This window comes from Mesorhizobium subarcticum (assembly GCF_055456085.1).
In genome coordinates, this window is record NZ_CM144237.1 from 1,022,209 (window position 1) to 1,049,037 (window position 26,829).

The 26,829-nt window shown below is 62.7% G+C and carries 30 protein-coding genes; 15 read left to right on the top strand and 15 right to left on the bottom strand.

Annotated features, from left to right (window positions below):
• The first annotated feature begins 43 nt into the window (after window positions 1-43).
• Window positions 44-1,585 (top strand): DegQ family serine endoprotease, encoded by a 1,542-nt coding sequence (locus ACZYHG_RS04695; RefSeq protein WP_464612754.1) that lies wholly within the window; start codon window positions 44-46, stop codon window positions 1,583-1,585.
• Between the two features lie 58 nt (window positions 1,586-1,643).
• Here the strand turns inward: ACZYHG_RS04695 and ACZYHG_RS04700 are convergent, their stop codons facing one another.
• The 10 genes from ACZYHG_RS04700 to hisB all read right to left on the bottom strand — a co-directional run bounded on the left by ACZYHG_RS04700 (window position 1,644) and on the right by hisB (window position 9,056).
• A complete protein-coding gene (locus ACZYHG_RS04700; protein WP_464612755.1) occupies window positions 1,644-3,245 on the bottom strand; it encodes a hypothetical protein in 1,602 nt (533 codons plus the stop codon).
• Window positions 3,246-3,335: 90 nt separating this feature from the next.
• Window positions 3,336-4,295, bottom strand: coding sequence for a type I pantothenate kinase (gene coaA / locus ACZYHG_RS04705; RefSeq protein WP_027032527.1), 960 nt, complete (start codon window positions 4,293-4,295; stop codon window positions 3,336-3,338).
• A 24-nt stretch (window positions 4,296-4,319) separates the two neighbouring features.
• Entirely contained in the window at window positions 4,320-4,643 is a 324-nt protein-coding gene (locus ACZYHG_RS04710) for a phosphoribosyl-ATP diphosphatase (protein WP_464612756.1), read from the bottom strand.
• 8 nt (window positions 4,644-4,651) lie between these two features.
• A complete protein-coding gene (gene hisF, locus ACZYHG_RS04715; RefSeq protein WP_464614620.1) occupies window positions 4,652-5,446 on the bottom strand; it encodes an imidazole glycerol phosphate synthase subunit HisF in 795 nt (264 codons plus the stop codon).
• Window positions 5,443-6,279 carry an arginase family protein gene (locus ACZYHG_RS04720; protein WP_464612757.1) on the bottom strand — a complete coding sequence of 279 codons (837 nt, stop codon included), beginning with the start codon at window positions 6,277-6,279 and terminating at the stop codon, window positions 5,443-5,445. The genes hisF and ACZYHG_RS04720 overlap by 4 nt, the downstream gene beginning before the upstream one ends.
• Window positions 6,276-7,025 (bottom strand): 1-(5-phosphoribosyl)-5-[(5-phosphoribosylamino)methylideneamino]imidazole-4-carboxamide isomerase, encoded by a 750-nt coding sequence (gene hisA, locus ACZYHG_RS04725; RefSeq protein WP_464612758.1) that lies wholly within the window; start codon window positions 7,023-7,025, stop codon window positions 6,276-6,278. Before hisA ends, ACZYHG_RS04720 begins: the two co-directional genes overlap by 4 nt.
• A 4-nt stretch (window positions 7,026-7,029) precedes the next feature.
• The gene (locus tag ACZYHG_RS04730) at window positions 7,030-7,320 is read right to left on the bottom strand and encodes a DUF1330 domain-containing protein (protein ID WP_464612759.1); all 291 of its coding nucleotides are present in this window, start codon (window positions 7,318-7,320) and stop codon (window positions 7,030-7,032) included.
• A 3-nt stretch (window positions 7,321-7,323) separates the two neighbouring features.
• Complete coding sequence (hisH, locus tag ACZYHG_RS04735; protein ID WP_464612760.1) at window positions 7,324-7,974, bottom strand: imidazole glycerol phosphate synthase subunit HisH; 651 nt, start codon at window positions 7,972-7,974, stop codon at window positions 7,324-7,326.
• 1 nt (window position 7,975) lies between these two features.
• Window positions 7,976-8,452, bottom strand: a complete 477-nt coding sequence (locus ACZYHG_RS04740; RefSeq protein ID WP_464612761.1) for a DUF2628 domain-containing protein — start codon at window positions 8,450-8,452, stop codon at window positions 7,976-7,978.
• 4 nt (window positions 8,453-8,456) lie between these two features.
• Window positions 8,457-9,056 carry an imidazoleglycerol-phosphate dehydratase HisB gene (gene hisB, locus ACZYHG_RS04745; protein WP_464612762.1) on the bottom strand — a complete coding sequence of 200 codons (600 nt, stop codon included), beginning with the start codon at window positions 9,054-9,056 and terminating at the stop codon, window positions 8,457-8,459.
• Between the two features lie 260 nt (window positions 9,057-9,316).
• Here hisB and hslV point away from each other — a divergent pair, with 260 nt between their 5' ends.
• The 5 genes from hslV to ACZYHG_RS04770 all read left to right on the top strand — a co-directional run bounded on the left by hslV (window position 9,317) and on the right by ACZYHG_RS04770 (window position 13,446).
• On the top strand, window positions 9,317-9,868 hold the full coding sequence (gene hslV, locus ACZYHG_RS04750) for an ATP-dependent protease subunit HslV (protein ID WP_027061924.1): 552 nt from the start codon (window positions 9,317-9,319) through the stop codon (window positions 9,866-9,868).
• Window positions 9,858-10,403, top strand: a complete 546-nt coding sequence (locus ACZYHG_RS04755; RefSeq protein ID WP_464612763.1) for a GNAT family N-acetyltransferase — start codon at window positions 9,858-9,860, stop codon at window positions 10,401-10,403. Before hslV ends, ACZYHG_RS04755 begins: the two co-directional genes overlap by 11 nt.
• Window positions 10,400-11,002 carry a DUF2585 domain-containing protein gene (locus ACZYHG_RS04760; protein ID WP_464612764.1) on the top strand — a complete coding sequence of 201 codons (603 nt, stop codon included), beginning with the start codon at window positions 10,400-10,402 and terminating at the stop codon, window positions 11,000-11,002. The genes ACZYHG_RS04755 and ACZYHG_RS04760 overlap by 4 nt, the downstream gene beginning before the upstream one ends.
• Window position 11,003: 1 nt before the next feature.
• Window positions 11,004-12,314, top strand: a complete 1,311-nt coding sequence (hslU, locus tag ACZYHG_RS04765) for an ATP-dependent protease ATPase subunit HslU (protein WP_464612765.1) — start codon at window positions 11,004-11,006, stop codon at window positions 12,312-12,314.
• Between the two features lie 172 nt (window positions 12,315-12,486).
• Complete coding sequence (locus ACZYHG_RS04770; RefSeq protein ID WP_464612766.1) at window positions 12,487-13,446, top strand: DUF1402 family protein; 960 nt, start codon at window positions 12,487-12,489, stop codon at window positions 13,444-13,446.
• Window positions 13,447-13,468: 22 nt separating this feature from the next.
• Here the strand turns inward: ACZYHG_RS04770 and ACZYHG_RS04775 are convergent, their stop codons facing one another.
• Genes ACZYHG_RS04775 through ACZYHG_RS04790 form a run of 4 tightly spaced genes read right to left on the bottom strand, consistent with a single transcriptional unit; the run spans window position 13,469 to window position 16,392 of the window.
• Window positions 13,469-13,681, bottom strand: a complete 213-nt coding sequence (locus ACZYHG_RS04775; protein ID WP_464612767.1) for a hypothetical protein — start codon at window positions 13,679-13,681, stop codon at window positions 13,469-13,471.
• Between the two features lie 32 nt (window positions 13,682-13,713).
• Window positions 13,714-14,952 (bottom strand): NAD(P)/FAD-dependent oxidoreductase, encoded by a 1,239-nt coding sequence (locus ACZYHG_RS04780; protein ID WP_464612768.1) that lies wholly within the window; start codon window positions 14,950-14,952, stop codon window positions 13,714-13,716.
• Window positions 14,949-15,263: a MocE family 2Fe-2S type ferredoxin gene (locus tag ACZYHG_RS04785; RefSeq protein ID WP_464612769.1), complete on the bottom strand. Its 315-nt coding sequence runs from the start codon at window positions 15,261-15,263 to the stop codon at window positions 14,949-14,951. Before ACZYHG_RS04785 ends, ACZYHG_RS04780 begins: the two co-directional genes overlap by 4 nt.
• Before the next feature lie 40 nt (window positions 15,264-15,303).
• The gene (locus tag ACZYHG_RS04790) at window positions 15,304-16,392 is read right to left on the bottom strand and encodes a fatty acid desaturase family protein (RefSeq protein ID WP_464612770.1); all 1,089 of its coding nucleotides are present in this window, start codon (window positions 16,390-16,392) and stop codon (window positions 15,304-15,306) included.
• A gap of 168 nt (window positions 16,393-16,560) precedes the next feature.
• Between ACZYHG_RS04790 and ACZYHG_RS04795 the strand changes: the two genes are divergently transcribed.
• The 8 genes from ACZYHG_RS04795 (at window position 16,561) to ACZYHG_RS04830 (ending at window position 25,246) form a co-directional block, all read left to right on the top strand.
• Window positions 16,561-17,592: a LacI family DNA-binding transcriptional regulator gene (locus ACZYHG_RS04795; RefSeq protein ID WP_464612771.1), complete on the top strand. Its 1,032-nt coding sequence runs from the start codon at window positions 16,561-16,563 to the stop codon at window positions 17,590-17,592.
• An 85-nt stretch (window positions 17,593-17,677) separates the two neighbouring features.
• Window positions 17,678-18,469, top strand: a complete 792-nt coding sequence (locus tag ACZYHG_RS04800; RefSeq protein ID WP_464612772.1) for a hypothetical protein — start codon at window positions 17,678-17,680, stop codon at window positions 18,467-18,469.
• 344 nt (window positions 18,470-18,813) lie between these two features.
• Window positions 18,814-19,755: a sugar ABC transporter substrate-binding protein gene (locus ACZYHG_RS04805; protein WP_464612773.1), complete on the top strand. Its 942-nt coding sequence runs from the start codon at window positions 18,814-18,816 to the stop codon at window positions 19,753-19,755.
• A 105-nt stretch (window positions 19,756-19,860) separates the two neighbouring features.
• Window positions 19,861-20,937, top strand: a complete 1,077-nt coding sequence (locus ACZYHG_RS04810) for an ABC transporter permease (RefSeq protein WP_464612774.1) — start codon at window positions 19,861-19,863, stop codon at window positions 20,935-20,937.
• A gap of 2 nt (window positions 20,938-20,939) precedes the next feature.
• The gene (locus tag ACZYHG_RS04815) at window positions 20,940-21,707 is read left to right on the top strand and encodes an ATP-binding cassette domain-containing protein (protein WP_027061936.1); all 768 of its coding nucleotides are present in this window, start codon (window positions 20,940-20,942) and stop codon (window positions 21,705-21,707) included.
• A 122-nt stretch (window positions 21,708-21,829) separates the two neighbouring features.
• Window positions 21,830-22,831 (top strand): inositol 2-dehydrogenase, encoded by a 1,002-nt coding sequence (gene iolG / locus ACZYHG_RS04820; protein WP_464612775.1) that lies wholly within the window; start codon window positions 21,830-21,832, stop codon window positions 22,829-22,831.
• A gap of 76 nt (window positions 22,832-22,907) precedes the next feature.
• Window positions 22,908-23,702 (top strand): SDR family oxidoreductase, encoded by a 795-nt coding sequence (locus ACZYHG_RS04825; protein ID WP_464612776.1) that lies wholly within the window; start codon window positions 22,908-22,910, stop codon window positions 23,700-23,702.
• Between the two features lie 452 nt (window positions 23,703-24,154).
• On the top strand, window positions 24,155-25,246 hold the full coding sequence (locus ACZYHG_RS04830) for a 3-deoxy-7-phosphoheptulonate synthase (protein ID WP_464612777.1): 1,092 nt from the start codon (window positions 24,155-24,157) through the stop codon (window positions 25,244-25,246).
• Between the two features lie 116 nt (window positions 25,247-25,362).
• Here ACZYHG_RS04830 and ACZYHG_RS04835 read toward each other — a convergent pair whose 3' ends face one another.
• Window positions 25,363-25,998, bottom strand: a complete 636-nt coding sequence (locus ACZYHG_RS04835) for a LysE family translocator (protein WP_464612778.1) — start codon at window positions 25,996-25,998, stop codon at window positions 25,363-25,365.
• Window positions 25,999-26,127: 129 nt separating this feature from the next.
• Between ACZYHG_RS04835 and ACZYHG_RS04840 the strand changes: the two genes are divergently transcribed.
• Complete coding sequence (locus ACZYHG_RS04840) at window positions 26,128-26,826, top strand: helix-turn-helix transcriptional regulator (protein WP_464612779.1); 699 nt, start codon at window positions 26,128-26,130, stop codon at window positions 26,824-26,826.
• The last annotated feature ends 3 nt before the right edge of the window (window positions 26,827-26,829 follow it).

Sequence of the window (26,829 nt, forward strand, 5' to 3'; positions counted from 1 at the left end):
GAGGCCACGGCGCCGAACCCAATGTCTCGCACGGACAACGACCATGTCATCCATCAACATTCTTCGCAGACATCGCGTCGCCGCATTGCTGGGCGCCGCCCTCATCATCTCTCCCTTCGTCGTCTCCTTTGCCCAAAGTGCCAGCAATGCAGGCGTGAGCAACGTCGTCGCGACGACCCAGACCCCTGTCGCCGGTATCACTGCCCCCAACGGCTCGTTTGCGCCGATCGTCGCGGCCGACAAGCCGGCGGTGGTGACGGTCACCACCATCATGAAGGCACAGCCGGCAAGCGCCGATGACGGGATGCCACTCGGCAACTCGCCATTCGACCAGTATTTCCGCCAGTTCTTTGGCGACCAGGGCATGCCCGCTCCGCAGACGCCACCGCAACAGGCGCAACGCGCCGAGGCGCTCGGTTCCGGCTTCATTGTCGACGCCGATGGCACCATCGTCACCAACAATCACGTCGTCGATGGTGCCTCATCGATCAAGGTGACGCTCGATGACGGCACCGAGCTCCCCGCCAAGCTCGTCGGCCGCGACGCCAAGAACGATCTCGCCGTGCTCAAGATCAAGGCCGACAAGCCCTTGCCTACGGTCAAATGGGGCGATTCCGACAGGCTGATGACCGGCGACCAGGTGCTGGCGATCGGCAATCCGTTCGGCATCGGCACCACGGTCACCGCCGGCATCGTTTCGGCACGCGGCCGCGACCTGCACAGCGGGCCGTTCGACGATTTCATCCAGATCGACGCGCCGATCAACCATGGCAATTCCGGTGGCCCGCTGGTGGACGTGAACGGCAATGTCATCGGCATCAACACGGCGATCTATTCGCCCAATGGCGGCAGCGTCGGCGTCGGCTTCGCCATCCCGTCCGACCAGGCGCAGAAAGTGGTCGCCAAGCTGATGAAGGACGGCTCCATCCAGTATGGCTATCTCGGTGTCGAGATCCAGCCGGTGACGCCTGACGTGGCGAGCGCCATCGGGCTCGACCATGCCGGCGGCGCGCTGGTTTCAAAGGTCAACGACAGCTCGCCCGCGGCCAGCGCCGGCGTCGAAACCGGCGACGTCATCACCAGCTTCGCCGGACAGGACGTCAAGGATCCCAAGGATCTGTCGCGGGCCGTCGCCGATGTCGCGCCGGGCGCCAAGGAATCGCTCGATATCTGGCGCAAAGGCAAGGCCATGCAGATCTCCGTCGATGTCGGGCAAAACAGCGACGATGTGAAGACGGCATCGACTGATAGTTCCGACACGCCGAGCACCGAACAGGGCGCGCGTGCGCCGGCGATCGGGCTTGGCCTGCTGGACATCACGCCCGACATTCGCCAGCAGATGAACCTCGCCGACAACGAGCATGGCGCGGTGGTTGCGCGCGTCAATCCCGACAAGGCGGCGGCCGCTGCCGGCATCCAGCCGGGCGATATCATCGCAGCCGTCAACCAGGTTCCGGTGAAGAGCGCCAGGCAGGTCACGCAGGCGATCGCACAGGCCAGCAAGTCGGGCCGCAAGTCGGTGCTGCTGCTGGTCGAACGCGACGGCAGCCAGATCTATGTCGCGGTGCCTTTCGCCAACGGCTGAGTGCGGTTGCGGCCGGTCTGTTGCCAAGCGGTGACAGACCGGCCGCTCCGGAGCCCGTCTATTCGTGGGCGGCGATATCGGTGCGGATGAACACCGTCACCGAAGCGTCCTGATGCAAAACGCGGTAGTTGCGCAGCGCCTCGGCAATCCCGGGGGCATCGTGCAGCGGCGGCATGGGATGCTGGTCCTTTACGTTCAGCAGCACCGGCGGGCGCGGTCCTGATGTTCCGTCGTCGATGATGATGTCGGGCCGTTTCGCGGCAAGTTCGCCTGCGATCGATGCGGTGTATCTTTCCCTGAGGCCGGCCAGGTCCTGGCGTATCGCGGGATCCTGTTCCAGCCCCATCAATATGCCCGTGTCATTGACCATCCAGCCCGATTGCTGGCGCGCCACGAATCGAGCGCCAGTCATGCGGGTGAGCGGGTTGCTGAACTGCAGCTGCGAAGCGATCGACATCATGGTCGGATGATCGACCGCGCGCACGATTGCTGCTGTCGCGGCATCAAGATCGCGACGCGACTGGGTGAAGGCCAGGCCTTGCTGCAACCCCGCCAAAAGTACGATCGAAAACAGGCCGAGCGCGGCACCGGCCTTTGCCGTCAGCGTGAGGCTGCGCCACGGTTTCAGCCTGATGTATTGCAGCAGCAGCGCCAGCACGCCGAGCGTCAGGAAGGGCAATGCCTGATAGGTCCAGCCCTTGCCCATAATGACGAAAGCCGGGACGTAGGCGGCCCCGGCGAGCAACATTATGCTCGCATCGCGATCCGGCCGGGCGGGAGAGGCCATCGCCAGCGTGGCGACGGTCATCGCCACAAACATCGTGACCTGCCACAGCATCAGCACGTCAACCACCGGCATGCGCATCGGCAGATAGACCTGGCGCAGCAAGGGCATGACGTCGGTGAAGAAAGGCTGCATGAAGACGGCAAGTGCAGCCAGGTAGACGACGGTGAGAGCGGCGCCGATCATATTCTCTGTCGTCAGCAGCGGATGCAGCGAGCGCCGTTTCAGCGCGATGACCGCGGCCGGCACCGCCAGGGCCAGCACGCTATAGGGTGGCTTGATCATCACGAAGACACCGGCGCCGATGCCCGCGACGATCCGCTCGGCCGTGCTGCCGGCGCGAAAATCGACAGTCCTGTCGCGGGCGGAAAACAGCGTCAGCCACGGCAGCAGGGCGATGACGGCTATCTGTTCGCGCTGGCCAAAATCGATCGGGAACAGGAACAGCACGAAGAATAGCGCGGCCGGTACCATCCAGAGGTGCCGTTTCAGCGTTTCGTCCGCGCGTGCGGCAATGCCGGCCGAGAACCAGACCGACGCGATCGCCAACACGGTCACGCCGACGCTCACCCAGAGCTCCGCCGAAAGCCCGGTCAGCCGCTCGAGCAGAACGAAAGGCAAATAGAGCCAGACGGAAAAAGCCGGATTGACCTCGATGATGTCGACCGAGAGGCGCGCGCCGTCGAGCACGCGTTCGCCGATCACCAGCAGCCAGGACACGTCGACATTGCCGGGCATGACAAGCAGCGAGACAATGATCGCATAGGCGGCAATCAGAAGCGTCGCGGCCATCGGCCAGCCGAGCCGGACGGCGGGCGCGGCCCTGGCCGAGTGCAAACCGACCGGTTCGTCGGAAGCAACGAATGGCGCGTCCATGCCAGCGGTCCTCACCACCAAAGCAGCAATTGAGCCGGATATGTAGCAAGCCAGCGGTTAAGGGCGTTCTAAAGCCTGTTGCGGTGCGAGCTAGAGCTTGCGCAGCGCCACTTCCTCGATCAGGTGGTCGGCGCCCTTGCGCAGGATCAAGTCGGCGCGGGCACGCGTTGGCAGGATGTTTTCGCGCAAATTCTTCAGGTTGATGTTGGTCCAAAGGCCTTCGGCGATGGCGCGCGCCGAATCCTCCGAGAGTTGCGAATAGCGATGGAAGAAGGAGTCCGGATTGCGGAAGGCCGTCTCGCGCAGCCGCATGAAGCGGGAAATGTACCAGTTGTGGATCAGCTTCTCGTCGGCATCGATGTAGATGGCGAAGTCGAAGAAGTCTGACAGGAAAGGCACGATCTTGCCGTCATGCGGCAGCTTGCCCGGCTGCAGGACATTGATGCCTTCGAAGATCAGGATATCAGGCCGGTCGATGGTCACGAACTCGCCGGGAATGACGTCATAGGTGAGATGCGAATAGACCGGCGCGCGGACATCGGGCAGCGCCGACTTGATGCCAGAGAGGAAGCGCAGCAGCGCGCCGACATCGTAGCTGTCGGGGAAGCCCTTGCGTTCCATCAGGTTTTCGCGGCGCAACACCTCGTTGGGCAGCAGGAAACCGTCGGTGGTGATGAGATCGACCTTGGGGCTCGACGGCCAGCGCGCCAGAAGTTCCTTCAGCACGCGCGCCGTGGTCGACTTGCCGACAGCGACGGAGCCGGCGATGCCGATGATGAACGGCGTCTTGACCACGTCGACGGCGTTGAAGAAGGCCTGACGCTGCCGGAACAGAAGCTGGCTCGCCTCGACATGGGCCGACAGAAGCCGCGACAGCGACAGATAGATGCGCGAGACCTCCGCGAGGTCGATCGGGTCGTTGAGCGAACGCAGGCGGCGGAATTCGTCGTCGCTCAGCGTCAGCGGCGTGTCGGCGCGGAATCGCGACCATTGCTCGGCCGAGAAGAAACGAAAGGGGGAATATTTCTCGGTTGGTGCGAGCTGATCCATCGAGATACCTGCCCTCCCTCGCGGTCAGCCCTTGGGCCGTGACGCCTTTTCGGCGATGCCGGAACGCCCGGTGCGGCTTTCGAGCTCCTTGAGCACGTCGCTCAACGGAACACCCGAGATGCCGAGAACGACAAGCCAATGATATATAAGATCGGCGCTTTCGGAAACGAGGCCCTGTTTGTCGCCCTTGACGGCGGCAATCACCGTCTCGACCGCCTCTTCGCCCAACTTCTGCGCCGCCTTGTCGATGCCGCGCGCGAACAGTTTCGCCGTCCACGAGTCGGCGTCACCGGAATGGGCGCGTTCCCTAATGATTTTTTCCAGATCGGGCAGCGAAAACTCGGTCATGCCGCCGTTTAGGACCGATCTTTCGTGGAGTCCAGCCGCATCGGCAGGCCGGCCTCAGCCATATGCGCCTTGGCCTGGGCGATCGTGTAGGTGCCGAAATGGAAGATCGAGGCCGCCAGCACGGCGCCGGCATGGCCATCACGAATGCCTTCGACCAGGTGATCCAGCGTGCCGACGCCGCCTGAAGCGATGACCGGCGCACGCACCGCGTCTGCAATCGCGCGGGTGAGCGCGATGTCGTAGCCGGCCTTGGTGCCATCCCGGTCCATCGACGTCAAAAGGATCTCGCCGGCGCCACTATCGACCATTTTCCGAGCGAATTCGACCGCGTCGATGCCGGTCTTCTCGCGCCCGCCATGAGTGAAGATCTCCCAACGGTCGGTCTCGCCGGCGCCGGAAACCTTCTTGGCATCGATGGCAACGACGATGCACTGGTTGCCGAACTTGTCGGCGGCTTCCGCGACGAAGTCCGGATTCTTCACCGCCGCGGTGTTGATCGACACCTTGTCGGCGCCGGCCAGCAACAATTTCCTGATGTCGGCGACCTTGCGCACGCCGCCGCCGACGGTGAGCGGCATGAAGCATTGCTCAGCGGTGCGGGCAATGACATCGAAGATGGTTTCACGGTTGTCGGACGAAGCGGTGATGTCGAGGAAGCAAAGCTCGTCGGCACCGGCGGCATCATAGGCCTTGGCCGCCTCTACCGGGTCACCAGCGTCGATCAGATCGACGAAATTGACGCCCTTGACGACGCGGCCATCCTTGACGTCGAGACACGGAATGACGCGGGCTTTCAACATCAGCGGCCCTCCATCGTGGCGATGAGATCGTTGAGCAGCTGGCCGACCCGCGGCGGAACGTCGGACTGCGCGTCGAAAGCCGGATCGTAAGCCGAAACGGTGATGCCGACGACCGGCAGCGTCAACGCCATGGCGCAAGCCGCGTCGCGAAACTGTTCGGGGCTCGGACCGCCCGACGTGACATAGCGGTTGGCCTGCAGGTCCTTGGGGTTGTGCACGTCGAGGTCGAGATGCATGTGCACACGCTTGGCGCCTACTGCCTGCAGCTTTTGCGTCGCTTGCCCCACGCCTGGACATTCCGTGCGGATGACCGGCAAGGTCTTGAGAAGTTCTTTCTCGGCCGGGTCGAGATCACGGGCGTTGACCAGCACGCAGCGTGAGGGGTCGATCGGCTGGAAGCCGGGAATGGCTGACGCCATCGGACGCCAGCACAGGCCAAGCACCGTCGCCAGTGCCATGCCGTCGAGAAAACCATAGACCGAGGTCTCGGGCGTGTTGAGGTCGCCATGCTGGTCGGCCCAGATGATCGCGTCGGCGCCCTCGCCGGCGACCGCACCGGCCGATGTCAGGCAGTTTCCGGCGAGCACGATGGGAAAGCGCCCTCTATCGATGGCAATGCGGACCTCGCCCGAGACGGCGTTGCAGACGGCAAAGCCGGTGGCGATCTCGCGCTCCTGGCCGTCGCCGACCTTGCCGATATCCTCGACCGTGACCTCGTGGCCGGCCATGGTCAGCGCATCGACGAGACCGCCTGAGATCAGCGCGTCCGGGCCCTGGCCCATGCCGCCATGGTAATGGCCGCTGTCATAAGAGGCGAGGATGATGGTGATCTTCACGATTTCGCCTCCGCCACCGGCCGGCCCTTCAGGATCGCCAGCGCCTCGGCCGGATCGATGCGGCCATCATAGAGCGCGCGGCCCGAGATCGCGCCCTCAAGCTTCTGCGCGTCGGGCATGGTCATGCGCACGATGTCGGCGATCGAGGCGAGGCCGCCTGAAGCGATGACCGGGATCGACACGGCGTCGGCGAGGTCGATGGTGGCATCCCAGTTGATGCCGGTCAGCACGCCGTCGCGGTCGATGTCAGTGTAGATGATGGCGGCCACACCCGCGCCCTCGAACTTTTTGGCCAGTTCGACGACGCCGAGGCTCGACGCCTCGGCCCAGCCCTCGACGGCGACCTTGCCGCCCTTGGCGTCGATGCCGACGGCCACCTTGCCCGGGAAAGCCTTGCAGGCCTGCCTGACCAGGTCGGGATCACGCACCGCCACCGTGCCGAGGATGACGCGGGCGAGGCCGCGGTCGAGCCAGTCCTCGATCTGCTCCAGCGAACGGATGCCGCCGCCGAGCTGCACCGGGTTCTTCGTCGCCTTGAGTATGGCGCCAACCGCGGCGCTGTTGACGCTCTGGCCCTTGAAGGCGCCGTTGAGGTCGACGACATGCAGCCACTCGAAGCCTTGGTCCTCGAAGGCTCGCGCCTGCGCGGCAGGATCATCATTGTAGATGGTTGCGGTCGCCATATCGCCGTGCTTCAGGCGCACGCATTTGCCGTCCTTCAGATCGATGGCGGGGAAAAGGATCATCCGTTCAGGCGCCTTCGACGATGACGAAATGGCCTGATGAGGCGGCAAGCCGGAACTTCGAGGCACGCTGATATTCTGGTGAATGATAGCATTCGACCGCCCTGTCGTAGGTTTCGAACTCCACCAGCACATTGCGGTTGCCGGTCGGTCCCTCCGGGTTCTCATGGCGGCCGGCGCGAACCGCGAACTTCGCGCCATACCTGGCAAAGGCAACAGCATTAGCCTCGATGTACTGCTTGTACATCTCGGGATCGCGGGCATCGATCATCGCCATCCAGTAGCCCTTCTTGTTCATGATCTAGGGCCTCCACTTCAGGAAATTGGTAATCAGCGCCAGGCCTAGAGCCTGACTCTTCTCCGGATGGAATTGCGTGCCGACGAGATTGTCGCGGGCGACAGTCGCGGTGACGGGGCCGCCATAGTCGGCCACCGCCAGCACCTCGTCTGCCTTGCGCGCATCGAGATGGTAGGAATGGACGAAATAGGCGTGCAGTCCGTTGGTCCCGGTGGGGATGCCGGCAAACAGTGGATGCTGGCGCCTGAGCTCGATCGTGTTCCAGCCGATCTGCGGGATCTTCAGCGCCGGATCGGCCGGCGTGATCTCCTTGACGTCGCCTGATATCCAGCCAAAGCCGTTGGTGACGGTCTTTTCGAGGCCGCGCTCAGACATCAGCTGCATGCCGACGCAGATGCCAAGGAACGGGCGAGCCTTCGCAATGGCGCCTTCCTCGACCGCTTCCCACATGCCGTCGACGGCGCGCAAGCCGGCCGCGCAGTCGGCATAGGCGCCGACGCCGGGCAGGACGATGCGGTCGGCGCTGCGCACCCGTTCGGCATCGGCCGTCAGGTCGATCTCGGCTGATATGCCGGCTTCGCGCGCGGCGCGCTCGAAGGCCTTGGTGGCCGAGCGCAGATTGCCCGAGCCGTAATCGATGATTGCTACCCGCATGTCAGGGCCGTCCCGGAATGTGGGTCAGCCCCAGTGCCATGCCGGGCTGCGCCGGGCGGGCCAGGGCGGCATCCGGAACCATGCGCGGCGCGGGCACCGCCTCATCGGCCTGTGCCTCGACCTCCAAAGCATAGCGCAGGTCGGCATCGTCGAGCTGGCCGGCCTGAACCACGCCCCATTCATGCCAGCCGCGGCGGCGCAGAGCCGCGATGCGCAACCCCTGCCCCTCCAGGCCGACATAGAGCGAAACCAGCAGCGACAGCAGCGAGCCAGCCAGGCCAAGGCCAAGCCTTTGGCCAAGCATCGAAAGCGCGCCCATGACGATGAAGGCCAGCGCCGCTTCGATCCACAACCGGTGCCAGGCAAGCCATAGAGGCGGCACCAAGAAGCCGAGCCAGGCGAAGCCATCGCGGACAAAGGCTGTGGCGTCAACCTTCTCGCTGCGGCCGGGCGGTTCCATCACGACATAGCTGGGCATGACGCTATCCCTTCAACGATCCCTTGGTGGAAGGAACCGCGTCCGGCTGGCGCGGGTCGTGCTCGAGTGCGGCGCGCAGCGCACGCGCAACCGCCTTGAAGCAGGTCTCGGCAATGTGGTGGTTGTTGGCGCCATAATGGTTGGTGACATGCAGCGTGATGCCGGCATTCTGCGCCAGCGCCTGGAAGAATTCACGCACCAGTTCGGTGTCGAAGGTGCCGATTTTCGGCGACGAGAAGGAAACGTTCCAGACCAGGAACGGGCGGCCGGACACATCGATCGCCGCGCGTGTCAGCGTCTCGTCCATGGCAAGGTCGATCGAGGCATAGCGCATGATGCCGCGCCGTTCGCCCAGCGCCTTGGTCAAAGCCTGGCCGAGCGCGATACCGGTATCCTCGACCGTGTGGTGATCGTCGATATGCAGGTCACCCTTCGCCCTGACCGTCATGTCGATCAGCGAATGGCGCGAAAGCTGGTCCAGCATGTGGTCGAAGAAGCCGACACCCGTGGCGATATCGGATTTGCCCGAACCATCGACATGGACCGACACCGAGATGTCGGTTTCCCTGGTCTTGCGGCTGGCTTCGGCGGAACGGGGCGCCATCACTCTATCCTTGTCCCAGCGGTTCACAGGGTAAACCGGGTTCACATGGTGACCGGTTCACAGGCTTCAAGCGCTTGCGGGCTTGAAAACGAAAGCCTTCTACCAGCATGGTCCGGCGATTGCCAGTTGCCTCTCACAACGGTATCGGCCTTGCCGGAGAGGCGATTTGCAATCATTGGTCCCGTGCATACATATGGCCGATCAAAGTTACTCGTACCGCGCCAATCGCCTTTTGGGATGGCGCTGCTCGGAGCCAAGGAATGTCTGATAATCTGACCATGCACGCCACGACCATCGTGACAGTGCGCAAGGGCAACAAGGTGGTGATCGCCGGCGACGGCCAGGTCAGCCTTGGCCAGACCATCATGAAGGGAAATGCCCGCAAGGTGCGTCGCATCGGCAAGGGCGGCAATGTGATTGCCGGTTTCGCCGGTGCCACGGCGGATGCCTTCACGCTGCTGGAACGCCTCGAAGCCAAGCTCGAACAATATCCCGACCAGCTGACGCGTGCCTGCGTCGAGCTTGCCAAGGACTGGCGCACCGACCGCTATCTGCGCCGGCTGGAAGCGATGATGCTGGTGGCCGACAAGTCGATCTCGCTGGCGCTGACCGGCACCGGCGACGTGCTGGAACCCGAATATGGCGTCATGGCCATCGGTTCGGGCGGCAATTATGCGCTGGCCGCCGCCCGCGCGCTGATGGATACCGACAAGGATGCCGAGGAAATCGCCCGCAAGGCGATGCAGATCGCATCCGACATCTGCGTCTACACCAACAACAATTTTGTCGTCGAAACGCTCGATGCCGCTTGAAGAGGCGGTGCTGTACGATTTTCGACCGGTGACGGAAAAAGACCTGCCGATGATCGCTGGCTGGCTTGCCGAGCCTGAAGTCGCTCAGTGGTGGGACGATCCGGCGACGGAAATCGCCGGGATTCGCGATCATATCGACTCGATTTCCGTCGAGCCGCTGATCGTCGAACTCGACGGCAAGCCGATCGCCTATCTGCAGAGTTACGACCCGCATCTGGAAGACGACCATCCCTATGCCGATCAACCGTTCGGCACGCTCGGCATCGATCTCACGATCGGCCGACCGGAGCTGATCGGCATCGGGCACGGCTCAGCCATCGCCAGACAGTTCGTCGAAGATCTGTTCGAAGAAGGCGTGCCGCGTGTCATCATCGACCCAGACCCCGCCAACATCAGGGCCATCCGCGCCTATGAAAAAGCCGGATTCCGGGCCATTGATCGCCGGCAATCCAGATATGGCGACGTCGTGCTGATGGCTATTGATGCCGAAGAAGGCGATGCCGAGGACGGCGGGGACGAGAGGCAACAGGCATGAACGCATCCGGCGAGGACAAGGACCTCTCGGCCTACGAAAACAGCTGGCGGATGGGGCTGCTGATCGTGCTTGGCCTGATCATAGTCCAGGCGGTGACACTCTATCTGATGGGCCACCCACCGATCTGCACTTGCGGCTACGTCAAGCTCTGGCATGGCGTGGTGAACAGTTCGGAGAACTCCCAGCATGTTTCGGACTGGTACACTTTCTCGCACATCATCCATGGCTTCCTGTTCTACGCGCTTGCGAGGTTCCTGTTCCCGCGCTCGCCGATCGGCTTGAGGCTGGCATTCGCCGTGCTCATCGAGGGCGGCTGGGAAATCCTGGAAAACAGCCCGTTCATCATCGACCGCTACCGGGCCGGCACCATTTCGCTCGACTATTACGGCGACAGCATCATCAATTCGGTGTCCGACACACTGGCCATGGTGCTGGGATTTGTGATGGCGCGAAGGCTACCTATATGGGTGATCGTCAGCCTCGCCATCCTCTTTGAACTCGGTACCGGCTATCTCATCCGGGACAATCTGACACTCAACGTGATCATGCTGCTGCATCCGTTCGAGGCCATCAAGCAGTGGCAAAGTGGAATTCAGTGATATGAGCACATTTCTTCCTCGCGAAATCGTTTCGGAACTCGACCGCTTCATCATCGGCCAGAAGGACGCCAAGCGCGCCGTGGCCATCGCCTTGCGCAACCGCTGGCGCCGCCAGCAACTGGAAGGCCAGATGCGCGAAGAGGTGATGCCGAAGAACATCCTGATGATCGGGCCGACCGGTGTCGGCAAGACCGAAATCTCGCGCCGCCTGGCGCGTCTGGCCGGCGCGCCCTTCATCAAGGTCGAGGCCACCAAGTTCACCGAAGTCGGCTATGTCGGCCGCGACGTCGAGCAGATCATTCGTGATCTGGTCGAGATCGCCATCGGCCTGGTGCGCGAGAAGATGCGCGAGGACGTCAAGGCACGCGCCCACATCAACGCCGAGGAACGCGTGCTGGAGGCGCTGGTCGGCAAGACGGCGAGCCCGGCGACGCGCGACAGTTTCCGCAAGAAGCTGCGCGATGGCGAACTCGACGACAAGGAAATCGAGATCGAAGTGGCCGACACCGGCAATGGCGGCATGCCCGGCTTCGAGATTCCCGGCATGCCGGGCGCCAATATCGGCGTGCTCAACATCAACGACATGCTGTCGAAGGCGATGGGCGGCAAGAAGACCAAGTCGCGCAAGACGACCGTCAAGGAATCCTACGCGCTGCTGGTCAACGACGAGTCCGACAAGCTGCTCGACCAGGACGAGGTGGTGCGCCAGGCGCTGGACGCCACCGAGAATGACGGCATCGTCTTTCTCGACGAGATCGACAAGATCGCCGCCAGATCGGATATTTCAGGCGGCCCGTCGCGTGAAGGCGTGCAGCGTGATCTGCTGCCGCTGGTCGAAGGCACCACGGTGGCGACCAAATACGGATCGGTGAAGACCGACCATATCCTGTTTATCGCGTCGGGCGCGTTCCATGTCTCGAAGCCGTCAGACCTTTTGCCGGAATTGCAGGGCCGCTTGCCGATCCGCGTCGAACTGCGCGCGCTGGAGAAGGACGATTTCATCCGCATCCTCACCGAGACGGAAGCCAGCCTGATCAAGCAGTATATCGCGCTGATGAAGACCGAGGGCGTCGACCTCACCTTCACCGACGACGCCATCGATTCGCTGGCCGGGATCGCTGTCGACCTCAATGCCAGCGTCGAGAATATCGGCGCCAGGCGGCTGCAGACGGTGATGGAGCGGGTGCTGGACGAGATTTCATATGACGCGCCCGACCGCAACGGAACGAGCGTCACCATCGACGCCGCCTATGTGGAAAAGCATGTCGGCGACCTCTCGCGAAACACTGATTTGTCGCGATTCATCCTTTGAGCGGCGGCGTCGGAAGGCTCCGACGCCGGTCCAGGCAGCAACTTCCGGCAGGAATCATGTGTGGCCAGATGGTACCAGCTGGCCACCTTTCGTCTTGCAAGGTGAAGGGCCGCTCTCGACTCAACCCTGAGCTTTACCTAGTTTGCGCGGCAATATCGGTGGGCGGCGGCGCATGAAAAAACTGATTTCGGTCATTCTCGGCTTGATGCTGGTGGCGACGGTGTTCGCCACTGAGGCGGCGACATTGGTGCCGCCGGGAAACCGCAATGCCGAGCAGCCTGATATTCCCGGCGCTTCGAGCCGGCGTACGCAAGCGACCAACACCACCTTCCAGGCGAAATACCGCAAGGTTTATGCCTTGCTGCAGAACGACCCTGACCTGCGCGCCAAGATCAAGAAGGCTGCCGCCGCCTACGGCATCGATCCCATGCACATCGTCGGTGCCATCGTCGGCGAGCATACCTACAACGTCGACGCCTATGACCGGCTGCAGACCTATTACGTCAAGGCGATCTCCTACCTCTCCAGCAAGCTGTCCTTTGCCTATGACGGCGAGGACATCACGGATTTCGTGCAGCGGCCCGAATTCAAGAAATGTGCGGCAATGTCTGACAGTTACGATCTGTGGGAGTGCCGCGAACAGGTCTGGAACCACGCGTTTCGCGGCAAGACAGTTGGCGGCGAGGACTTTCCCGACGACCGTTTCGGCGCCACCTTCTTCCAGCCCTACTATGCCGGCCAGACTTTTGGCCTCGGCCAGTTGAACCCCTTGACCGCCTTGCAGATGAGCGATCTCGTGCACAAGGTGTCCGGCCTGCCGAAGCTCGATGTCGCTGATCCCAACTCGGTCTACAAGACCATCATGGATCCCGACCTGACTTTGCCCTACGTCGCGGCGACGATCCGGAAATCGATCGATGCCTACAAAAGCATTGCCGGCTTCGACATTTCGGGCAACCCGGGACTGACCGCCACGCTCTACAATGTCGGTAATCCGGAACAGCGCGCCTATGCGCTGAAGGCAGAAAACGACAAGCGCCGCGCCGCGGGTGAACAGGCGAAGCTGCCGGAAGAGAATTATTACGGCTGGCTGGTCAACGACAAGCTGCCGGAGCTGAAGGCGCTTTTCTAGGGCGTTTCACGGAACGCTCGGTCTACGTCTGCCTGTTGCCGTCTTCGATTTTGGCAAGTGCATTCAGATGCACTCCACTGATTTCCGCGCCGTGCTCATCCAGGATGATGATACCGACGGCGTTGCCGCGCCGCAGCGCCTCGACGCGCCCAATAGCTTCTTTCGCAGTGGCAAAATCGTCCCTGATCTGGCGACGGAGAGGCCATAGAGGATCGAATAGGGCATGAGCCGGCAACCTTTAGAAACCGCGCTCAAATTTAGCACGGCTCAGGCCGCCAGCAGCGACTTCAGCTTGACGGCCTGCGATCCCAGCGCTTCCGGCGCCGGCCTGGCCTGCTTGCCGATCAGCATTTCGGCCAGGCGGATATCGCGGGCGACCGCATTGCCAGGACCGATGCCGCTGGCCGCCACCAGCCTGCCATCCCCGGCCAGATGGAAGAGGATGAAGGCGCCGTCACCGAGTTCGCGGCGCACGGTACTACGGCCTTCGTCGGAAAGCCCCGCGATCTGCAGTGTGAGCCCATACTGATCCGACCAGAACCACGGCACCGCCATATGCGCTTCGCCGGCGCCCAGCATATTCTTCGCCGCCAGCGCACCTTGTTCCTGCGCGTTGCGCCAGGCCTCCAGCCGCACGCGGCGGCCGCCATAGACGGCAAGCGGGAACGAACAGCAGTCACCGGCCGCAAAGATGTCGGGATCGCTGGTGCGGAGCTCCACGTCGACGGCAATGCCGTTGTCGATGGTCAGGCCGGCTTCGGCCGCTAGCCCGGTCACCGGTACGGCGCCGATGCCGATGATGGCGAGATCGGCTGTGATTTCGCGCCCGTTGGCCAGCGCCACACGCACTTGCCTGCCGTCGTCGGCGATGGACGCAATGCCTTCACCGCACACGATGTCGACGCCTTCCGCGACATGCGCCTTGTGGATGATTTCGGCGATCTCGGCCGGCACGCCACGCATCAGGAGGCGCGGCTGCGCCTCGATAACAGTGACCGAGGCGCCGAGCTTGCTGGCGGCGGCGGCGAGTTCGAGGCCGATGAAGCCGCCACCGATGACGGCAATGCGATTGCCCGCACGGAGATGGGCGCGAATGGCCAGCGCGTCGGCGAAGGTGCGGAGATAGACGCAGCGCTCGCCAGGGCCGGGCATCGGCAGCTTGCGCGGGGTCGAGCCGGTGGCCAGCAGCAGCTTGTCATAGGCCAGGACCGAACCATCCGACAGCCGCACCGCATGCGCCGCGCGATCGATCGCCACGGCCTGGACGGAATGGATATGCCGGATCGATTTCCCGGCCAGCACCTCGTCGCTGGCAATCGCCTTGATTTCCGGCGCGTCGCTGGCCATCGCATCCTTGGACAGAGGCGGCCGCTCGTAAGGCAGATGCGGCTCGTCGCCGACCAGCGTCACCGGCCCGTCATAGCCGAGATCGCGCAGTGCCAGTGCTGCCCGCCCGCCGCATTCGCCGGCGCCGATGATGACCATGCCACGCGCCATATCCGTCATCCGATCTGGACGAGGACTTTGCCGGCGTCGACCTTGACCAGATAGGTTTTCAGGTTGACGCAAACCGGGGCGCCCCTGGCCGCACCCGTCTTGTAGTTGAAGCGGCCGTTGTGCTTGGGGCATTCGATGATGTCGCCCATCACCAGACCGTCGGCCAGATGCACCTTCTCATGCGTGCATAGACCATCGGTGGCGAAAAACTCGTCGTCCGGGGAACGGTAGATCGCGAAGGTGCGCCCGCCATGATCGAAGCGCATCACATCCTCTTCGTCGATATCCGTGGCGCCGCACGCTTCGACCCAGTCGCTCATAAATCCTCCCGGTAAATCCTTTGCCCGGCCTGGGCTGATGTCATTCCGCCGCCATCGCGGCGTCGTTGTGAAAATCCTCGCGGTAAGGCCTGGCGGTCGGCGGCAGTTCGCGCTTGAGGAAGTAATCCTCGTTGCGCAGCTGGCGCAGGAAGACCGGGATCATCTCGCGGTAGCCGGCCAGGATCGACGGCGTCGGCGCCGGCAAATCGTGCTTGATCAGCTCATGCAGCTTGGGCAGCGCGTGGTAGGGCACCATCGGGAACATGTGATGCTCGACGTGATAGTTCATGTTCCAGTAGATGAAGCGGCTGATCGGGTTCATGTAGACGGTACGGCTGTTCAGCCGATGGTCGATGACATTGTCGGCGAGGCCACCATGCTGCAGCAGGCCGACCATGACGTGATGCCAGGCGCCATAGAGCCTGGGCAGGCCAACCAGCATCAAAGGCAGGAACGATCCGGTGTAGAGTGCCAGCGCGATGGTCGCGGCATAGATCGCGGTCCAGATGCGGGCGATGCGGATCGCCTTGCCCTGTTCCTGCTCGGGAATGAAGGTCTTTTCGGCGGCGCTGATGTTGCCGGCAGCGTTGCGCAGCATATCGCTCATCGCATGCCAGGCATCGAGCACGCCGACAAAGCCGAGCATGGCGCGAGCCAAGTCCGGCGGCCGCATGACCGAGATCTCCGGGTCGCGGCCGACGATGATGGTGTCGGTGTGATGGCGCGTGTGGCTCCAGCGCCAGGTCACCGGATTGCGCATGATCATGAAGCAGGCGATCTGATAGACCACATCATTCATCCACGGTGTCCGGAACGCCGTGCCGTGGCCGCATTCATGCCAGCGTGAATCCGTCGATGAGCCGTAGAGGACGCCATAGACGAAGAAGAACGGCACGCACCACCATGTGCCCCAGAACCAGGCGCCACCGGCGCCGCTGATGATCAGGGCGGCGAGCCAGATCGCGGTGTCGCGGATCGCCGGTCCGTCGGAGCGCTGCATCAGCTCCTTCATCTGCTTGCGGGACACGTCGGTGTGATACCACTCGGCGGCCGACAGGCCGTTTTCCACGGCGAGCTTGGCGTCGCGGCCGATCAGACTGTAGTCACGCCGGGACGGCGTTGCGGTCATGATTGTCTCCCACGGCAAACGGCGCTCGCCATAGCGAATGCACGATACCCTTTGGCTTCCAGGCTAAAAATAGCCCCAGCCGATGATAGACTCAACATCACAAAGATAGTTTCTATCATTTCCTATCAGAATGATGTAGGAAGACTCGAACACTGCATCGAGGCGAGCATGGCGAAACGGCCGACCATATCAGATCTGGCGCGCGTCTCCGGCGTCAGTGTTGCCACGGTGGACCGCGTGCTCAACAGCCGCCTGCCAGTGCGTGAGGACACCGCGCGCCGGGTCTACGAAGCCGCGACCGAGATCGGCTATCACGCCGCCGGCCTGATCAAGCAGCGGATGCGCCATGAACTGCCGGAATACCGGCTCGGCTTCCTGTTGCTGAGGGGCAATTATGTCTTCTACAGCGAGTTCGCCCGCGAGCTTGAACTGGCTGTATCGCGATCGCCACGCTTTCGCGGCGTCGCGATCATCGATTTTGCCGACTCTCTGGCGCCCGACGAGATTGTCGAGCGCGCGCGCAAACTGGCGGCAAAATGCAGGGCCGTCGCTTTGGTCGGGCCCGATCATCCGACACTGACGGTCGCTGTCGAGGAGATGAAGGCCAGGGGACTGCCGGTGTTTTCCCTGCTGTCCGACTTCGCCGCCGGCATCCGCGAAGGCTATGTCGGCCTCGACAACCGCAAGGTTGGCCGCAGCGCGGCCTGGATGATCTCGAAAGCGGCGAAACGGCCGGGAAAGGTCGCGCTGTTCGTCGGCAGCCACCGCTTTCACGGCCACGAACTGCGCGAGATCGGCTTTCGCTCCTTCTTCCGCGAACAAGCACCGGACTTCACCTTGCTGGAAACGCAGGTCAACCTCGAGGCCAACCAGATCACCCAGGACACGTTGCTCGAGCTTCTCGGCCGCCATCCTGATCTGGTCGGCTGTTACGTCGCCGGCGGCGGCATGGAAGGAGCGGTCGCGGCGCTAAGGCAGGCCAGGCCGGCCGAGATGCCGGCGGTGGTTTGCAACGAGATCACGGCGGTCTCGCGTTCGGCGCTGGCGGACGGCATCCTGACCATGGTGATCTCGACGCCGCTGGCCGCACTTTGCCGCGAGTTGCTGGAGCTGATGGTGCATGCCATCGAAACGGGCGCGGCGAACGCGCCGGGGCAGACCTTCCTGCCGTTCGACATTTATCTGCCCGAAAATATCTAGGAACATTCTTTCTCCTCAAGCGCGACCGTAGCCGAAGCGCGAAGCAGAGTTGAAAGTCGGGCCACCAATATATTATGATCCGCTAATGGGCATGGGCGGATTCGGGTACATCGCGTTTGGCAAGGATGAGCTCTATGCGCGTGGAGCGCTCTTCAGCGCCCTTCGCCTGCTGCATTTTGTGCCCGGAGCCAGAATTTCAGTCCTGACGGATCGGCCAAGCATTTTCGACGGCTATCCAATCGAAGCGATCGAGCTTACCGCCAAACAGATGACCGAGATGTCTTTTGGCGATCGCTACATGTTTGGCATCAAGGCTGCCGGCATTATCGAACTGCTACAACGTTGCGAGCGGCTCCTTGTCATGGACACGGACATCTATCCTGTCGGAGATATCTCACAATGCTTCGACCGCATCTCATCTTCGCATTCCATCATGTACAGACGCGAGGGGCGGCCAAAGCCCGAATACCGATCACTTCAAGGCAAGGGCATCACGCTGGGGGATCGCGTCCTGACAGGCGACGAAACGATGTGGGCCAGTGGCGTCCTTGGCGTCCACAACTACAACATGCCGGCTTTAGAGCGCGCCTATGTGGCGATCGAGCGCGTGATTCGCGTCGTCAGTGTGCACACTCCAGAACAGTTCTGCGCTAGCGTTGCGCTTTCACAAGATGGCCGGACGATCAGGCGTCATGGGCTGCCGCTTCGAAACTACACCACCAGGGGTCGAAAGCTCTTTGCCAGGCAACGCCTTGAAGCCTTTTTCGAGCGCGTCAACTATCTGCCCGTAAGCCAGCAGATAGAGTCTGCGGCAAAGTACCGGGTGTGGCGGGCGCCGCTGGACCTGTTGATGCAACGGGACATCTGGCACTTCTAGCCCACAGGCACTGTCCTGTCGCTGATATCTCAGACGTGCCTTGCCTTGGGCCTGCCCTGACACAGCACACAGTCTCTCACCCGCTTCTCCGCATCGGCCAAAATCGCGCGTCCGGTTTTGGAATCGCCCTTGACGCATCGTGGCGAAATGGAATAAATATTTCACCAACTATACATTTTGGTTCTTTCGTTCCGTAACGTCTGTTTCAAAAAGACGGTTTGACGTTCCAGCAAAAAAGGGAACGCCGCGCGGAACGAGACGACATCAGGGAGAGATTCCCCGGGGAGATCGGGGATTCCGGATAGATCGGTGCAACCGGACACCAAAAGTGGAGGAGAGATACAATGAAGAAACTGCTTTTGGGCGTCGCCTTCGCGGCGCTGATGAGTTCATCCGCCATGGCCGCCAAGATCGGCGTGTCGATGGCCAAGTTCGACGACAACTTCCTCACTGTGCTGCGCAACGGCATGATCGCGCAGGCCAAGGGCATAAGCGGCGTCGAGCTGCAGGTCGAAGACGCCCAGAACGATGTTGCCAAGCAACTCGACCAGATCAAGAACTTCGCGGCTTCGGGCGTCGACGCCATCATCGTCAACCCGGTCGACACCTCGGCCACGCAGGCGATGTCGGACGCCGCAGCAGCAGCCAAGATTCCGCTGGTCTACGTCAATCGCCAGCCGGTCAATGTCGACACGCTGCCCGCCAACCAGGCCTTCGTCGCGTCGAACGAGGCCGATTCCGGCACGCTCGAAACCAAGGAAGTCTGCCGCCTGTTCAAGGAAGCCGGCAAGAAGGAAGCCAATGTCTATGTCATCATGGGCGAGCTTTCCAACCAGGCCGCCGTACAGCGCACCAAGGACATCGACGACGTGATAGCCACGCCGGATTGCAGCTTCATCAAGATCATCGACAAGCAGACGTCAAACTGGAACCGCGACGAAGCGCAGAACCTGATGACCAACTGGCTGTCGACGGGCAAGAAGTTCGATGGCGTGATCGCCAACAATGACGAGAGCGCCATCGGCGCCATCCAGGCGATGAAGGCCGCCAACATCGACATGAAGACTGTTGTCGTCGGCGGTGTCGACGCCACCCAGGACGCACTGGTGGCAATGCAGGCAGGCGACCTCGACGCAACCGTGTTCCAGGATGCGGCCGGCCAGGGCGCAGGCGCTCTGGATGCAGCGCTGAAGCTGGCCAAGGGCGAGAAGGTCGACCACAAGGTCTACATTCCCTTCCAGCTCGTCACCCCTGCCAACATCGATAAGTTCCTGAAGAAGAACTGAGCCACGGACATACGGAGCGGCGCTCTCGCGCAAGGCAGTGCCGCTCCTCTTCCCCCAGCGCCTCCAGGTGCTGAGGAACGACGGTGGCTGACGGAGGATAGAAGATTGTCACAGACATCGCATGGCGTCGGCGGGGTCAGCTATGACGCGAAGAAGCGCACATGGCCGGCCGAATTCAACGTCTTCCTGGCGCTCGTCATTCTCGTCGTCATCTTCGAACTGATCGGCCGCATCTTTCTCGGCGACAGTTTCCTGTTCAACACGCGCAGCGATGTCGGCGGCCTCTTCAACGAGGCGCGGCTGCAGATCATCATCCTGCAGGTGTCGATCGTCGGCATCATTGCCATCGGCGTCACACAAGTGATCATTTGTGGCGGCATCGACCTGTCCTCGGGTTCGATCGTCGGCGCCACAGCAATGATCGCCATGAGTTTCGCCCAGGTGGCGACCGTCAACGGCAATCCCAACCCCAAGGCGATGTTCCTGGCGCAAGGCTGGACCGACCTGCCGGTTCTCGTGCCGGTGCTGGTGGCGATCGGCTGTGGGCTTCTGGCCGGCCTCGTCAATGGCTCGTTGATCGCCTACACGCGCATTCCGCCGTTCATCGCCACGCTTGGCATGATGGTGACCGCGCGCGGCATTGCCAAATGGTGGTCCAAGGGCCAGCCGATCTCGTTTCCCACCGACGGTTTCGCGGCAATCGGCAAGGGCCTGATGCCGGTCATTATCTTCCTGTCGCTAGCCGTGCTGTTCCAGCTGATCATGACCTACACAAGATACGGCAAGCATTGTTATGCGATCGGCTCCAATGAGGATGCCGCGCGCATGTCCGGCATCAAGATCGCCAACCACAAGATCCTCGTCTACGTCATCGCCGGCATACTCGCCGCGCTCGCCGCCGTGGTGCTGAGTTCCAAGAACCTGACCGCGCAGTCGGGCATGGGCGTGATGTACGAACTCGACGCCATCGCCATGGCGGTCATCGGCGGCGTCTCGCTGTCGGGTGGCCGTGGGTCGATCATCGGCACGGTCATCGGCTCGCTGATCTTCGGCGTCATCATCTCCGGCTTCACCTTCCTGCGCCTCGACGCCTACTACCAGGAGATGGTCAAGGGCGTGATCATTGTCGGCGCGGTCGTTCTCGACCAGTGGCGCCAACGCCTGCGGGCATTGAGGGCTTGACCATGTCAGACATCGTCCTGAAGACCGAAAACCTGACCAAGCGCTATGGCGGCGTGCATGCGCTGGAAGGCGCCAACTTCGAGCTGCGCAAAGGCGAGCATGTCGCCATCATGGGCGACAATGGCGCCGGCAAGTCGACCTTCGTGCGCCAGATCACCGCTGTGGAGCAGCGCACCAGCGGCCAGATCTGGTTCGACGGCAAGGAAGTGAATTTTGCCGGGCCGATCGAGGCCCGCACGGCGGGTATCGAGACCGTGTTCCAGAACCTGGCGCTGGCCGACGACCTCGACGTGCCGTCGAACCTGTTCCTCGGTCGCGAAAAGGTGCTGTTCAATCTGGGACCCTTCTCGATCCTCGACCGCAAATATATGCGCAAGGCGACCGAGGCGGCGCTGATCCGCACGGCGGTGAAAATCCCCAACCTGTCCAACACCATCCGCCACATGTCGGGCGGCCAGCGCCAATGCGTGGCGATTGCCAGGACCGCGACCTTCGCTTCCAAGCTCGTCATCATGGACGAACCAACGGCGGCGCTCGGCGTGCAGGAGACGGCGCAGGTCGAGAACATCATCCGCACGCTGAAGGACAATGGCGAATCGTTGATCCTGGTCAGCCACAACATGCGGCAGGTGTTCGACCTCTGCGATCGCATTGTCGTCTTCCGGCGCGGCCGCATCGTTGCCAATCTGCGCAAGGAGAACACCGACGGAAACGACATCGTCTCCTACATCACCGGCGCCAAGACCGGAGAGGCGGAACTCGCGGCTTGAGGCCGGGCGCGTGGTCACCCGCTCCGGGACGATCTGCCGCGCCAAGAAAATACCCTAACCACCTTTCCTCGACGGGAAGGTGCGGACACAACTCTCCCGAACCATCCTTAGAGGAAATATCCATGACTCTCCGCTTCGCCCTCCTCGGTGCCGGCCGCATCGGCAAGGTCCACGCCCGCGCCGTCGGCTCCAATCCGCAGGCCAAACTGGTTGCCGTCGCCGACGCCTTCGAGAAGGCGGCGAAGGAACTGGCATCGGCCTATGGCGCCGAAGTGCGCACGATCGATGCCATCGAGAAATCCGAAGATATCGACGCCGTCGTCATCTGCACTCCGACCGACACCCATGCCGATCTGATCGAGCGTTTCGCCAAGGCCGGCAAGGCGATCTTCTGCGAGAAGCCGATCGACCTCAACGTCAAGCGTGTGGAAAAATGCCTGGCCGTGGTCGAGAAGACCAAGGCCACGCTGATGGTCGGCTTCAACAGGCGCTTCGACCCGCATTTCGCCGCCGTGCGCAAGGCGATCGACGACGGCGCCATCGGCACCGTCGAGATGGTCACCATCACCTCACGCGATCCCGGCGCGCCGCCGATCGATTACATCAAGCGCTCGGGCGGCATTTTCCGCGACATGACCATCCATGATTTCGACATGGCGCGCTTCCTGCTCGGCGAGGAGGTGGTGGCGGTCAGCGCGCATGCCTCGGTGCTGGTCGACAAGAAGATTGGTGCTGCCGGCGATTTCGACTCGGTCAGCGTCATCCTGGAAACCGCTTCCGGCAAGCAGGCCATCATCTCCAACTCGCGCCGCGCCACCTATGGCTATGACCAGCGCATCGAAGTGCATGGCTCGAAAGGCATGGTCGCGGCCGAAAACCAGCGGCCGGTGTCGATCGAAGTGGCGAACGAAAAGGGCTATACGCGCCCGCCGCTGCACGACTTCTTCATGACCCGCTATCTGGACGCCTATGCCCTTGAGATCGCTGCCTTCATCACGGCGGCAACGTCGGGCAAGAAGGCGACACCGAGCGGCGCCGATGGCCTCGTGGCGCTGAAGCTGGCGGATGCGGCGCTGAAGTCGGCGACGACGGGCAAGGCCGTCCGTCTCGACACGGTGCGTTGATATTCGGGTGAGGCCGGCCTGACCCGAATCTAAACACACCTTGAGCTGTTTGAGATCCAACAAAAGGAGCAGAGCGATGAGCGCATCCGCCGATCGCAATCACGAGACACGCGCCATCGTCACCGGCGGCGCGCAAGGCATCGGCTTTGCCGTCGCCGAGGCGCTGGCCGACGAGGGCTGCCGTGCTCTGGCGCTCATCGGCCGCTCGCAGGAGAAGGGCGACAAGGCGGTCGCCCACTTCAAGACGTTGGGAGTCGACGCGATCTTCATCAGCGCCGATGTCTCAAAAGTGGCGGACTGCAAGCGCGCGGTCGCCACCGCGATCTCGCGTTTCGGCACGCTCAACGCGCTGGTCAATGCCGCCGCCACCTCGGCGCGCGGGTCGCTGGTCGAAACGTCGGAAGAACTTTTCGACCAGATCTTCGACACCAATGTGCGTGGCCCGTTCTTCCTGATGCAGGGACTGGTGGCGCATCTCCTGGAGCGCAAGGCGCCGGGCTCGATCGTCAACGTGCTGTCGATGTCGGCGCATGCCGGCCAGTCCTTCCTGACGCCCTATTCGACCAGCAAGGGCGCGCTGATGACGCTGACCAAGAATGTCGCCAGCTCGTACCGAAAGAACCGCATCCGCTGCAATGCGGTGCTGCCCGGCTGGATGGACACGGAGGGCGAGGCGATCGTGCAGAAGAAGTGGCACAATGCGCCGGATAACTGGCTGGAAAAGGCCGAGGCCTCACAACCTATGGGCCAGTTGGTGAAGCCGGCACAGCTCGCCCGGCTGATCAGCTACATGATCAGCCCGCAGGCCGGCGTCATGACCGGGTCGCTGGTCGACTACGATCAGAACATCGCGGGAGTGGTCGGCGAGTAGCCGAGCCCAGCGAAAACGCCCATCACTTCGTCATCCACGGGCGGAGCAAGGAGCGAAGCGACGCGGCGCAGACCCGAGGATCCATGCCGGGACTCCGGAGCGCCGCCACGGTGCAGATTTCTGCACCGCCGCTTCCTTTGGCTAATGTAACGGAATGGATCCCAGGGTCTTCGCGACGGAGCTTCGCTCCTGCTTCGCCCTGGGATGACGAAATCGCGTGGGTTCGGCCCATCCTGAATGGATGCCAACACCCCCGTGACAAACGCCTCCGCATCGACTATATGACCGCTCATGATCAACCTGTCCGCCACGTATTGGTACTTTAGGAGCTCGCTGGCGGCGGGAGGATTGCGCTCGATCTGAAGATTGCAGCAACAAGATCCGAACAGCCGCCAGACCTGGCGGCTTTTTTGTATCAGCCGGCAGGTCTCTTGAAACAGGAGCAGAAAGCCGTGTTGACCACCACAGACGACCTTCGGGTCACCGAAATCAGAGCATTGAGCGCGCCGGAAGAGGTGATGCGCGAGATACCGCGCACGCTGACGGCGACGCGCACCGTCGCCACCGCGCGCAACGCGATCCATTCCATTCTGACGGGGGCCGACGATCGACTGCTTGTCATCGTTGGCCCTTGTTCCATACACGATCCGGTCGCGGCCGTTGACTATGCCAGCCGTCTGGCGGCGCTGCGCGAGACCCTGTCCGACCGGCTCGAGATCGTCATGCGCGTCTATTTCGAGAAGCCACGTACCACTGTCGGCTGGAAAGGCCTGATCAACGACCCTGACCTCGACGGCAGCTTCAACATCGAGAAAGGGTTGCGCATGGCGCGCAACGTCTTGTCGGCCGTCAACAATCTCGGCCTGCCGGCGGCGACCGAGTTCCTCGACATGACGATTCCGCAATATATTGCCGACCTCGTCGCCTGGGGTGCCATCGGCGCGCGCACCACCGAGAGCCAGATCCATCGCGAGCTGGCATCGGGTCTCTCCTGCCCGGTCGGCTTCAAGAATGGCACCGACGGCAATCTGCGGATCGCCGCCGAGGCCGTGAAATCCGCCGCCCAGCCGCATCATTTCATGGCGGTGACCAAGGGCGGCCGCAGCGGCATCGCGACCACTACGGGCAATGAAGACTGCCACGTCATCCTGCGCGGCGGCGTTCAGCCGAACTATGACGCGGCAAGCGTCGAAGCCGCGAGCGCCGAACTCGCCCGCATCGGTGTCGCGCCCAGGCTGATGATCGATGTCAGCCACGCCAACTCGGCCAAGAAGCCGGAGAACCAGCCCAAGGTCGCCGCCGACGTGGCGGGCCAGGTCGCTGCCGGCGACGAGCGCATCATCGGCCTCATGATCGAAAGCAATCTCGTCGCCGGCCGGCAGGACGTGGTGCCGGGCAAGCCGCTCGTCTATGGCCAGAGCATTACCGATGGCTGCATCGACTGGGCGACCACCGAGACCGTGCTGCACGGTCTCGCCGGTGCCGTCGAATGGCGCCGCTCGGCACGCCGCGCCATGCTGGAGAGCCGGCAGGGCGCCGCCTGATAGGATGACGATGTGGGAAGGGCGGCGCTAGAGCATGATCCCGAAAAGTGGGAACCGGTTTTCTCGGACAAACGGTTTTCGTTTGTCCAGAGATCATGCTCCAAAAAAGAGTTAGACTACGCCGCCCCCAATCCTTCCCAGGCGGTAAACACGGCAACCGCGAAGAGCAGCAGTCCGGCCGCGCGGCCGGCAAGAGTGGTCGCCCGCGGATTGGCGATCAAAAGATTGCGGCTGCGGCCGGCTGTGATCGCGAGCCCACCATAGATCGCGGCCTGGGTCAGGACTGTCATCAGCCCCATGACAGTCGCCTGCATCCAGATCGGGCCGTAGTCCGGCTTCAGGAACTGCGGATAGACGGCAAGCACGAACAAGTATGCCTTGGGATTGATCAGGCAGGTTACCAGTCCTTGGCGAAACGCCTTCCAGGCGGAGCGGCTGCCGGCGGGGCCGCCCTCGCCGACAGTGATGGAGCTGCGCATCAGCGTGATGCCGATGAAGGCCATGTAGGCGGCGCCGGCGATCAGCAGCGGCTTGAACAGGATCGGTACGAAATGCATCAGCAGGCCCACGCCGATGGCGCCGTTCAGCGTGTGCACCATGCCGCCGACCATGATGCCGCCGGTAGCGGCCAGGCCCCTGTCGCGCCCGCCCGTCAGCGCATTGGCCAGCACGAACAGCATGTCCATGCCCGGAACGACGATGATGCCGAACAGCAGGATAAAGAAAAGCCAGAGATTTTCCGTATAACCCATGTCAGTTGCCTGTCGCCTCGCTCCGCCAAGCCACAGCGGAACCTGTTGATTTTCAATTCGATAGGCAGTCCTATACCCAGACCCAACTGACGATGGTGTGTCAGTTGTGATCGGCATCGGGTGAGAAAAATGCGCAAGGCGTCACGCCTGTTCGAGATCATCCAGATCCTGCAGCTGGCGCGCCAGCCGGTGACGGCGGCAATGATTGCCGAGCAGTTGGAGGTGACGGTGCGCTCGATCTATCGCGACATCGCGGCCTTGCAGGCGCTGCGCGTGCCGATCGAGGGCGGGCGCGGCATCGGTTATATCCTGCGCCCCGGCTTCGACCTGCCGCCGCTGATGTTTTCGATCGAGGAGATGGAGGCGATCGTCCTGTCGCTGGCGCTGCTGGAGCGCACGGGCGACGACGAGCTCAAGCAGGCGGCCAAGCGGGTCAGCGCCAAGATTGCCGGCGCGGTGCCGCCGCCTTTGCGCCAGACATTTGAAGCCAACGCGCTGCATGCCTGGGGTTTCGCCGCGCCTTCGGCCGGCATGATCGACCTGGCGCTGGTGCGCCGCGCCATACGTGACGAGGAGAAGCTCGACCTCTCCTATCGCGACGAAATGGGCCGCACCTCCGAACGCCTCATCCGCCCGATCGCGCTGATCTATTATGCTGAAACCGCCAACATCGTCGCCTGGTGCGAACTGCGCCAGGCGATCCGCAATTTCCGCAGCGACCGCATCGAGGATTGGCAGCCGACAGGCCTACGCTTCAAGGGCGAAGGCGATCGCCTGCGGCAGGTCTGGGTCAATGGCTGGGAGTCAAACGCCGCTGCCGGCGGTTGAGAC

What these genes read in the sequence shown, in the direction of transcription:
- ACZYHG_RS04815 (WP_027061936.1), top strand. Translation starts at nt 20,940, where the DNA reads ATGTCAGACATCGTCCTGAAGACCGAAAACCTGACCAAGCGCTATGGC.
- hslV (WP_027061924.1), top strand. Translation starts at nt 9,317, where the DNA reads ATGTCTGATAATCTGACCATGCACGCCACGACCATCGTGACAGTGCGC.
- ACZYHG_RS04760 (WP_464612764.1), top strand. Translation starts at nt 10,400, where the DNA reads ATGAACGCATCCGGCGAGGACAAGGACCTCTCGGCCTACGAAAACAGC.
- ACZYHG_RS04780 (WP_464612768.1), bottom strand. Translation starts at nt 14,952, where the DNA reads ATGACGGATATGGCGCGTGGCATGGTCATCATCGGCGCCGGCGAATGC.
- ACZYHG_RS04695 (WP_464612754.1), top strand. Translation starts at nt 44, where the DNA reads ATGTCATCCATCAACATTCTTCGCAGACATCGCGTCGCCGCATTGCTG.
- ACZYHG_RS04840 (WP_464612779.1), top strand. Translation starts at nt 26,128, where the DNA reads ATGCGCAAGGCGTCACGCCTGTTCGAGATCATCCAGATCCTGCAGCTG.
- ACZYHG_RS04700 (WP_464612755.1), bottom strand. Translation starts at nt 3,245, where the DNA reads ATGGACGCGCCATTCGTTGCTTCCGACGAACCGGTCGGTTTGCACTCG.
- ACZYHG_RS04800 (WP_464612772.1), top strand. Translation starts at nt 17,678, where the DNA reads ATGGGCATGGGCGGATTCGGGTACATCGCGTTTGGCAAGGATGAGCTC.
- ACZYHG_RS04770 (WP_464612766.1), top strand. Translation starts at nt 12,487, where the DNA reads ATGAAAAAACTGATTTCGGTCATTCTCGGCTTGATGCTGGTGGCGACG.
- ACZYHG_RS04710 (WP_464612756.1), bottom strand. Translation starts at nt 4,643, where the DNA reads ATGACCGAGTTTTCGCTGCCCGATCTGGAAAAAATCATTAGGGAACGC.
- ACZYHG_RS04740 (WP_464612761.1), bottom strand. Translation starts at nt 8,452, where the DNA reads ATGCCCAGCTATGTCGTGATGGAACCGCCCGGCCGCAGCGAGAAGGTT.
- hslU (WP_464612765.1), top strand. Translation starts at nt 11,004, where the DNA reads ATGAGCACATTTCTTCCTCGCGAAATCGTTTCGGAACTCGACCGCTTC.
- hisH (WP_464612760.1), bottom strand. Translation starts at nt 7,974, where the DNA reads ATGCGGGTAGCAATCATCGATTACGGCTCGGGCAATCTGCGCTCGGCC.
- coaA (WP_027032527.1), bottom strand. Translation starts at nt 4,295, where the DNA reads ATGGATCAGCTCGCACCAACCGAGAAATATTCCCCCTTTCGTTTCTTC.
- ACZYHG_RS04755 (WP_464612763.1), top strand. Translation starts at nt 9,858, where the DNA reads ATGCCGCTTGAAGAGGCGGTGCTGTACGATTTTCGACCGGTGACGGAA.
- hisA (WP_464612758.1), bottom strand. Translation starts at nt 7,025, where the DNA reads ATGATCCTTTTCCCCGCCATCGATCTGAAGGACGGCAAATGCGTGCGC.
- ACZYHG_RS04825 (WP_464612776.1), top strand. Translation starts at nt 22,908, where the DNA reads ATGAGCGCATCCGCCGATCGCAATCACGAGACACGCGCCATCGTCACC.
- ACZYHG_RS04785 (WP_464612769.1), bottom strand. Translation starts at nt 15,263, where the DNA reads ATGAGCGACTGGGTCGAAGCGTGCGGCGCCACGGATATCGACGAAGAG.
- ACZYHG_RS04790 (WP_464612770.1), bottom strand. Translation starts at nt 16,392, where the DNA reads ATGACCGCAACGCCGTCCCGGCGTGACTACAGTCTGATCGGCCGCGAC.
- hisB (WP_464612762.1), bottom strand. Translation starts at nt 9,056, where the DNA reads ATGGCGCCCCGTTCCGCCGAAGCCAGCCGCAAGACCAGGGAAACCGAC.
- ACZYHG_RS04805 (WP_464612773.1), top strand. Translation starts at nt 18,814, where the DNA reads ATGAAGAAACTGCTTTTGGGCGTCGCCTTCGCGGCGCTGATGAGTTCA.
- ACZYHG_RS04795 (WP_464612771.1), top strand. Translation starts at nt 16,561, where the DNA reads ATGGCGAAACGGCCGACCATATCAGATCTGGCGCGCGTCTCCGGCGTC.
- ACZYHG_RS04835 (WP_464612778.1), bottom strand. Translation starts at nt 25,998, where the DNA reads ATGGGTTATACGGAAAATCTCTGGCTTTTCTTTATCCTGCTGTTCGGC.
- iolG (WP_464612775.1), top strand. Translation starts at nt 21,830, where the DNA reads ATGACTCTCCGCTTCGCCCTCCTCGGTGCCGGCCGCATCGGCAAGGTC.
- ACZYHG_RS04730 (WP_464612759.1), bottom strand. Translation starts at nt 7,320, where the DNA reads ATGAACAAGAAGGGCTACTGGATGGCGATGATCGATGCCCGCGATCCC.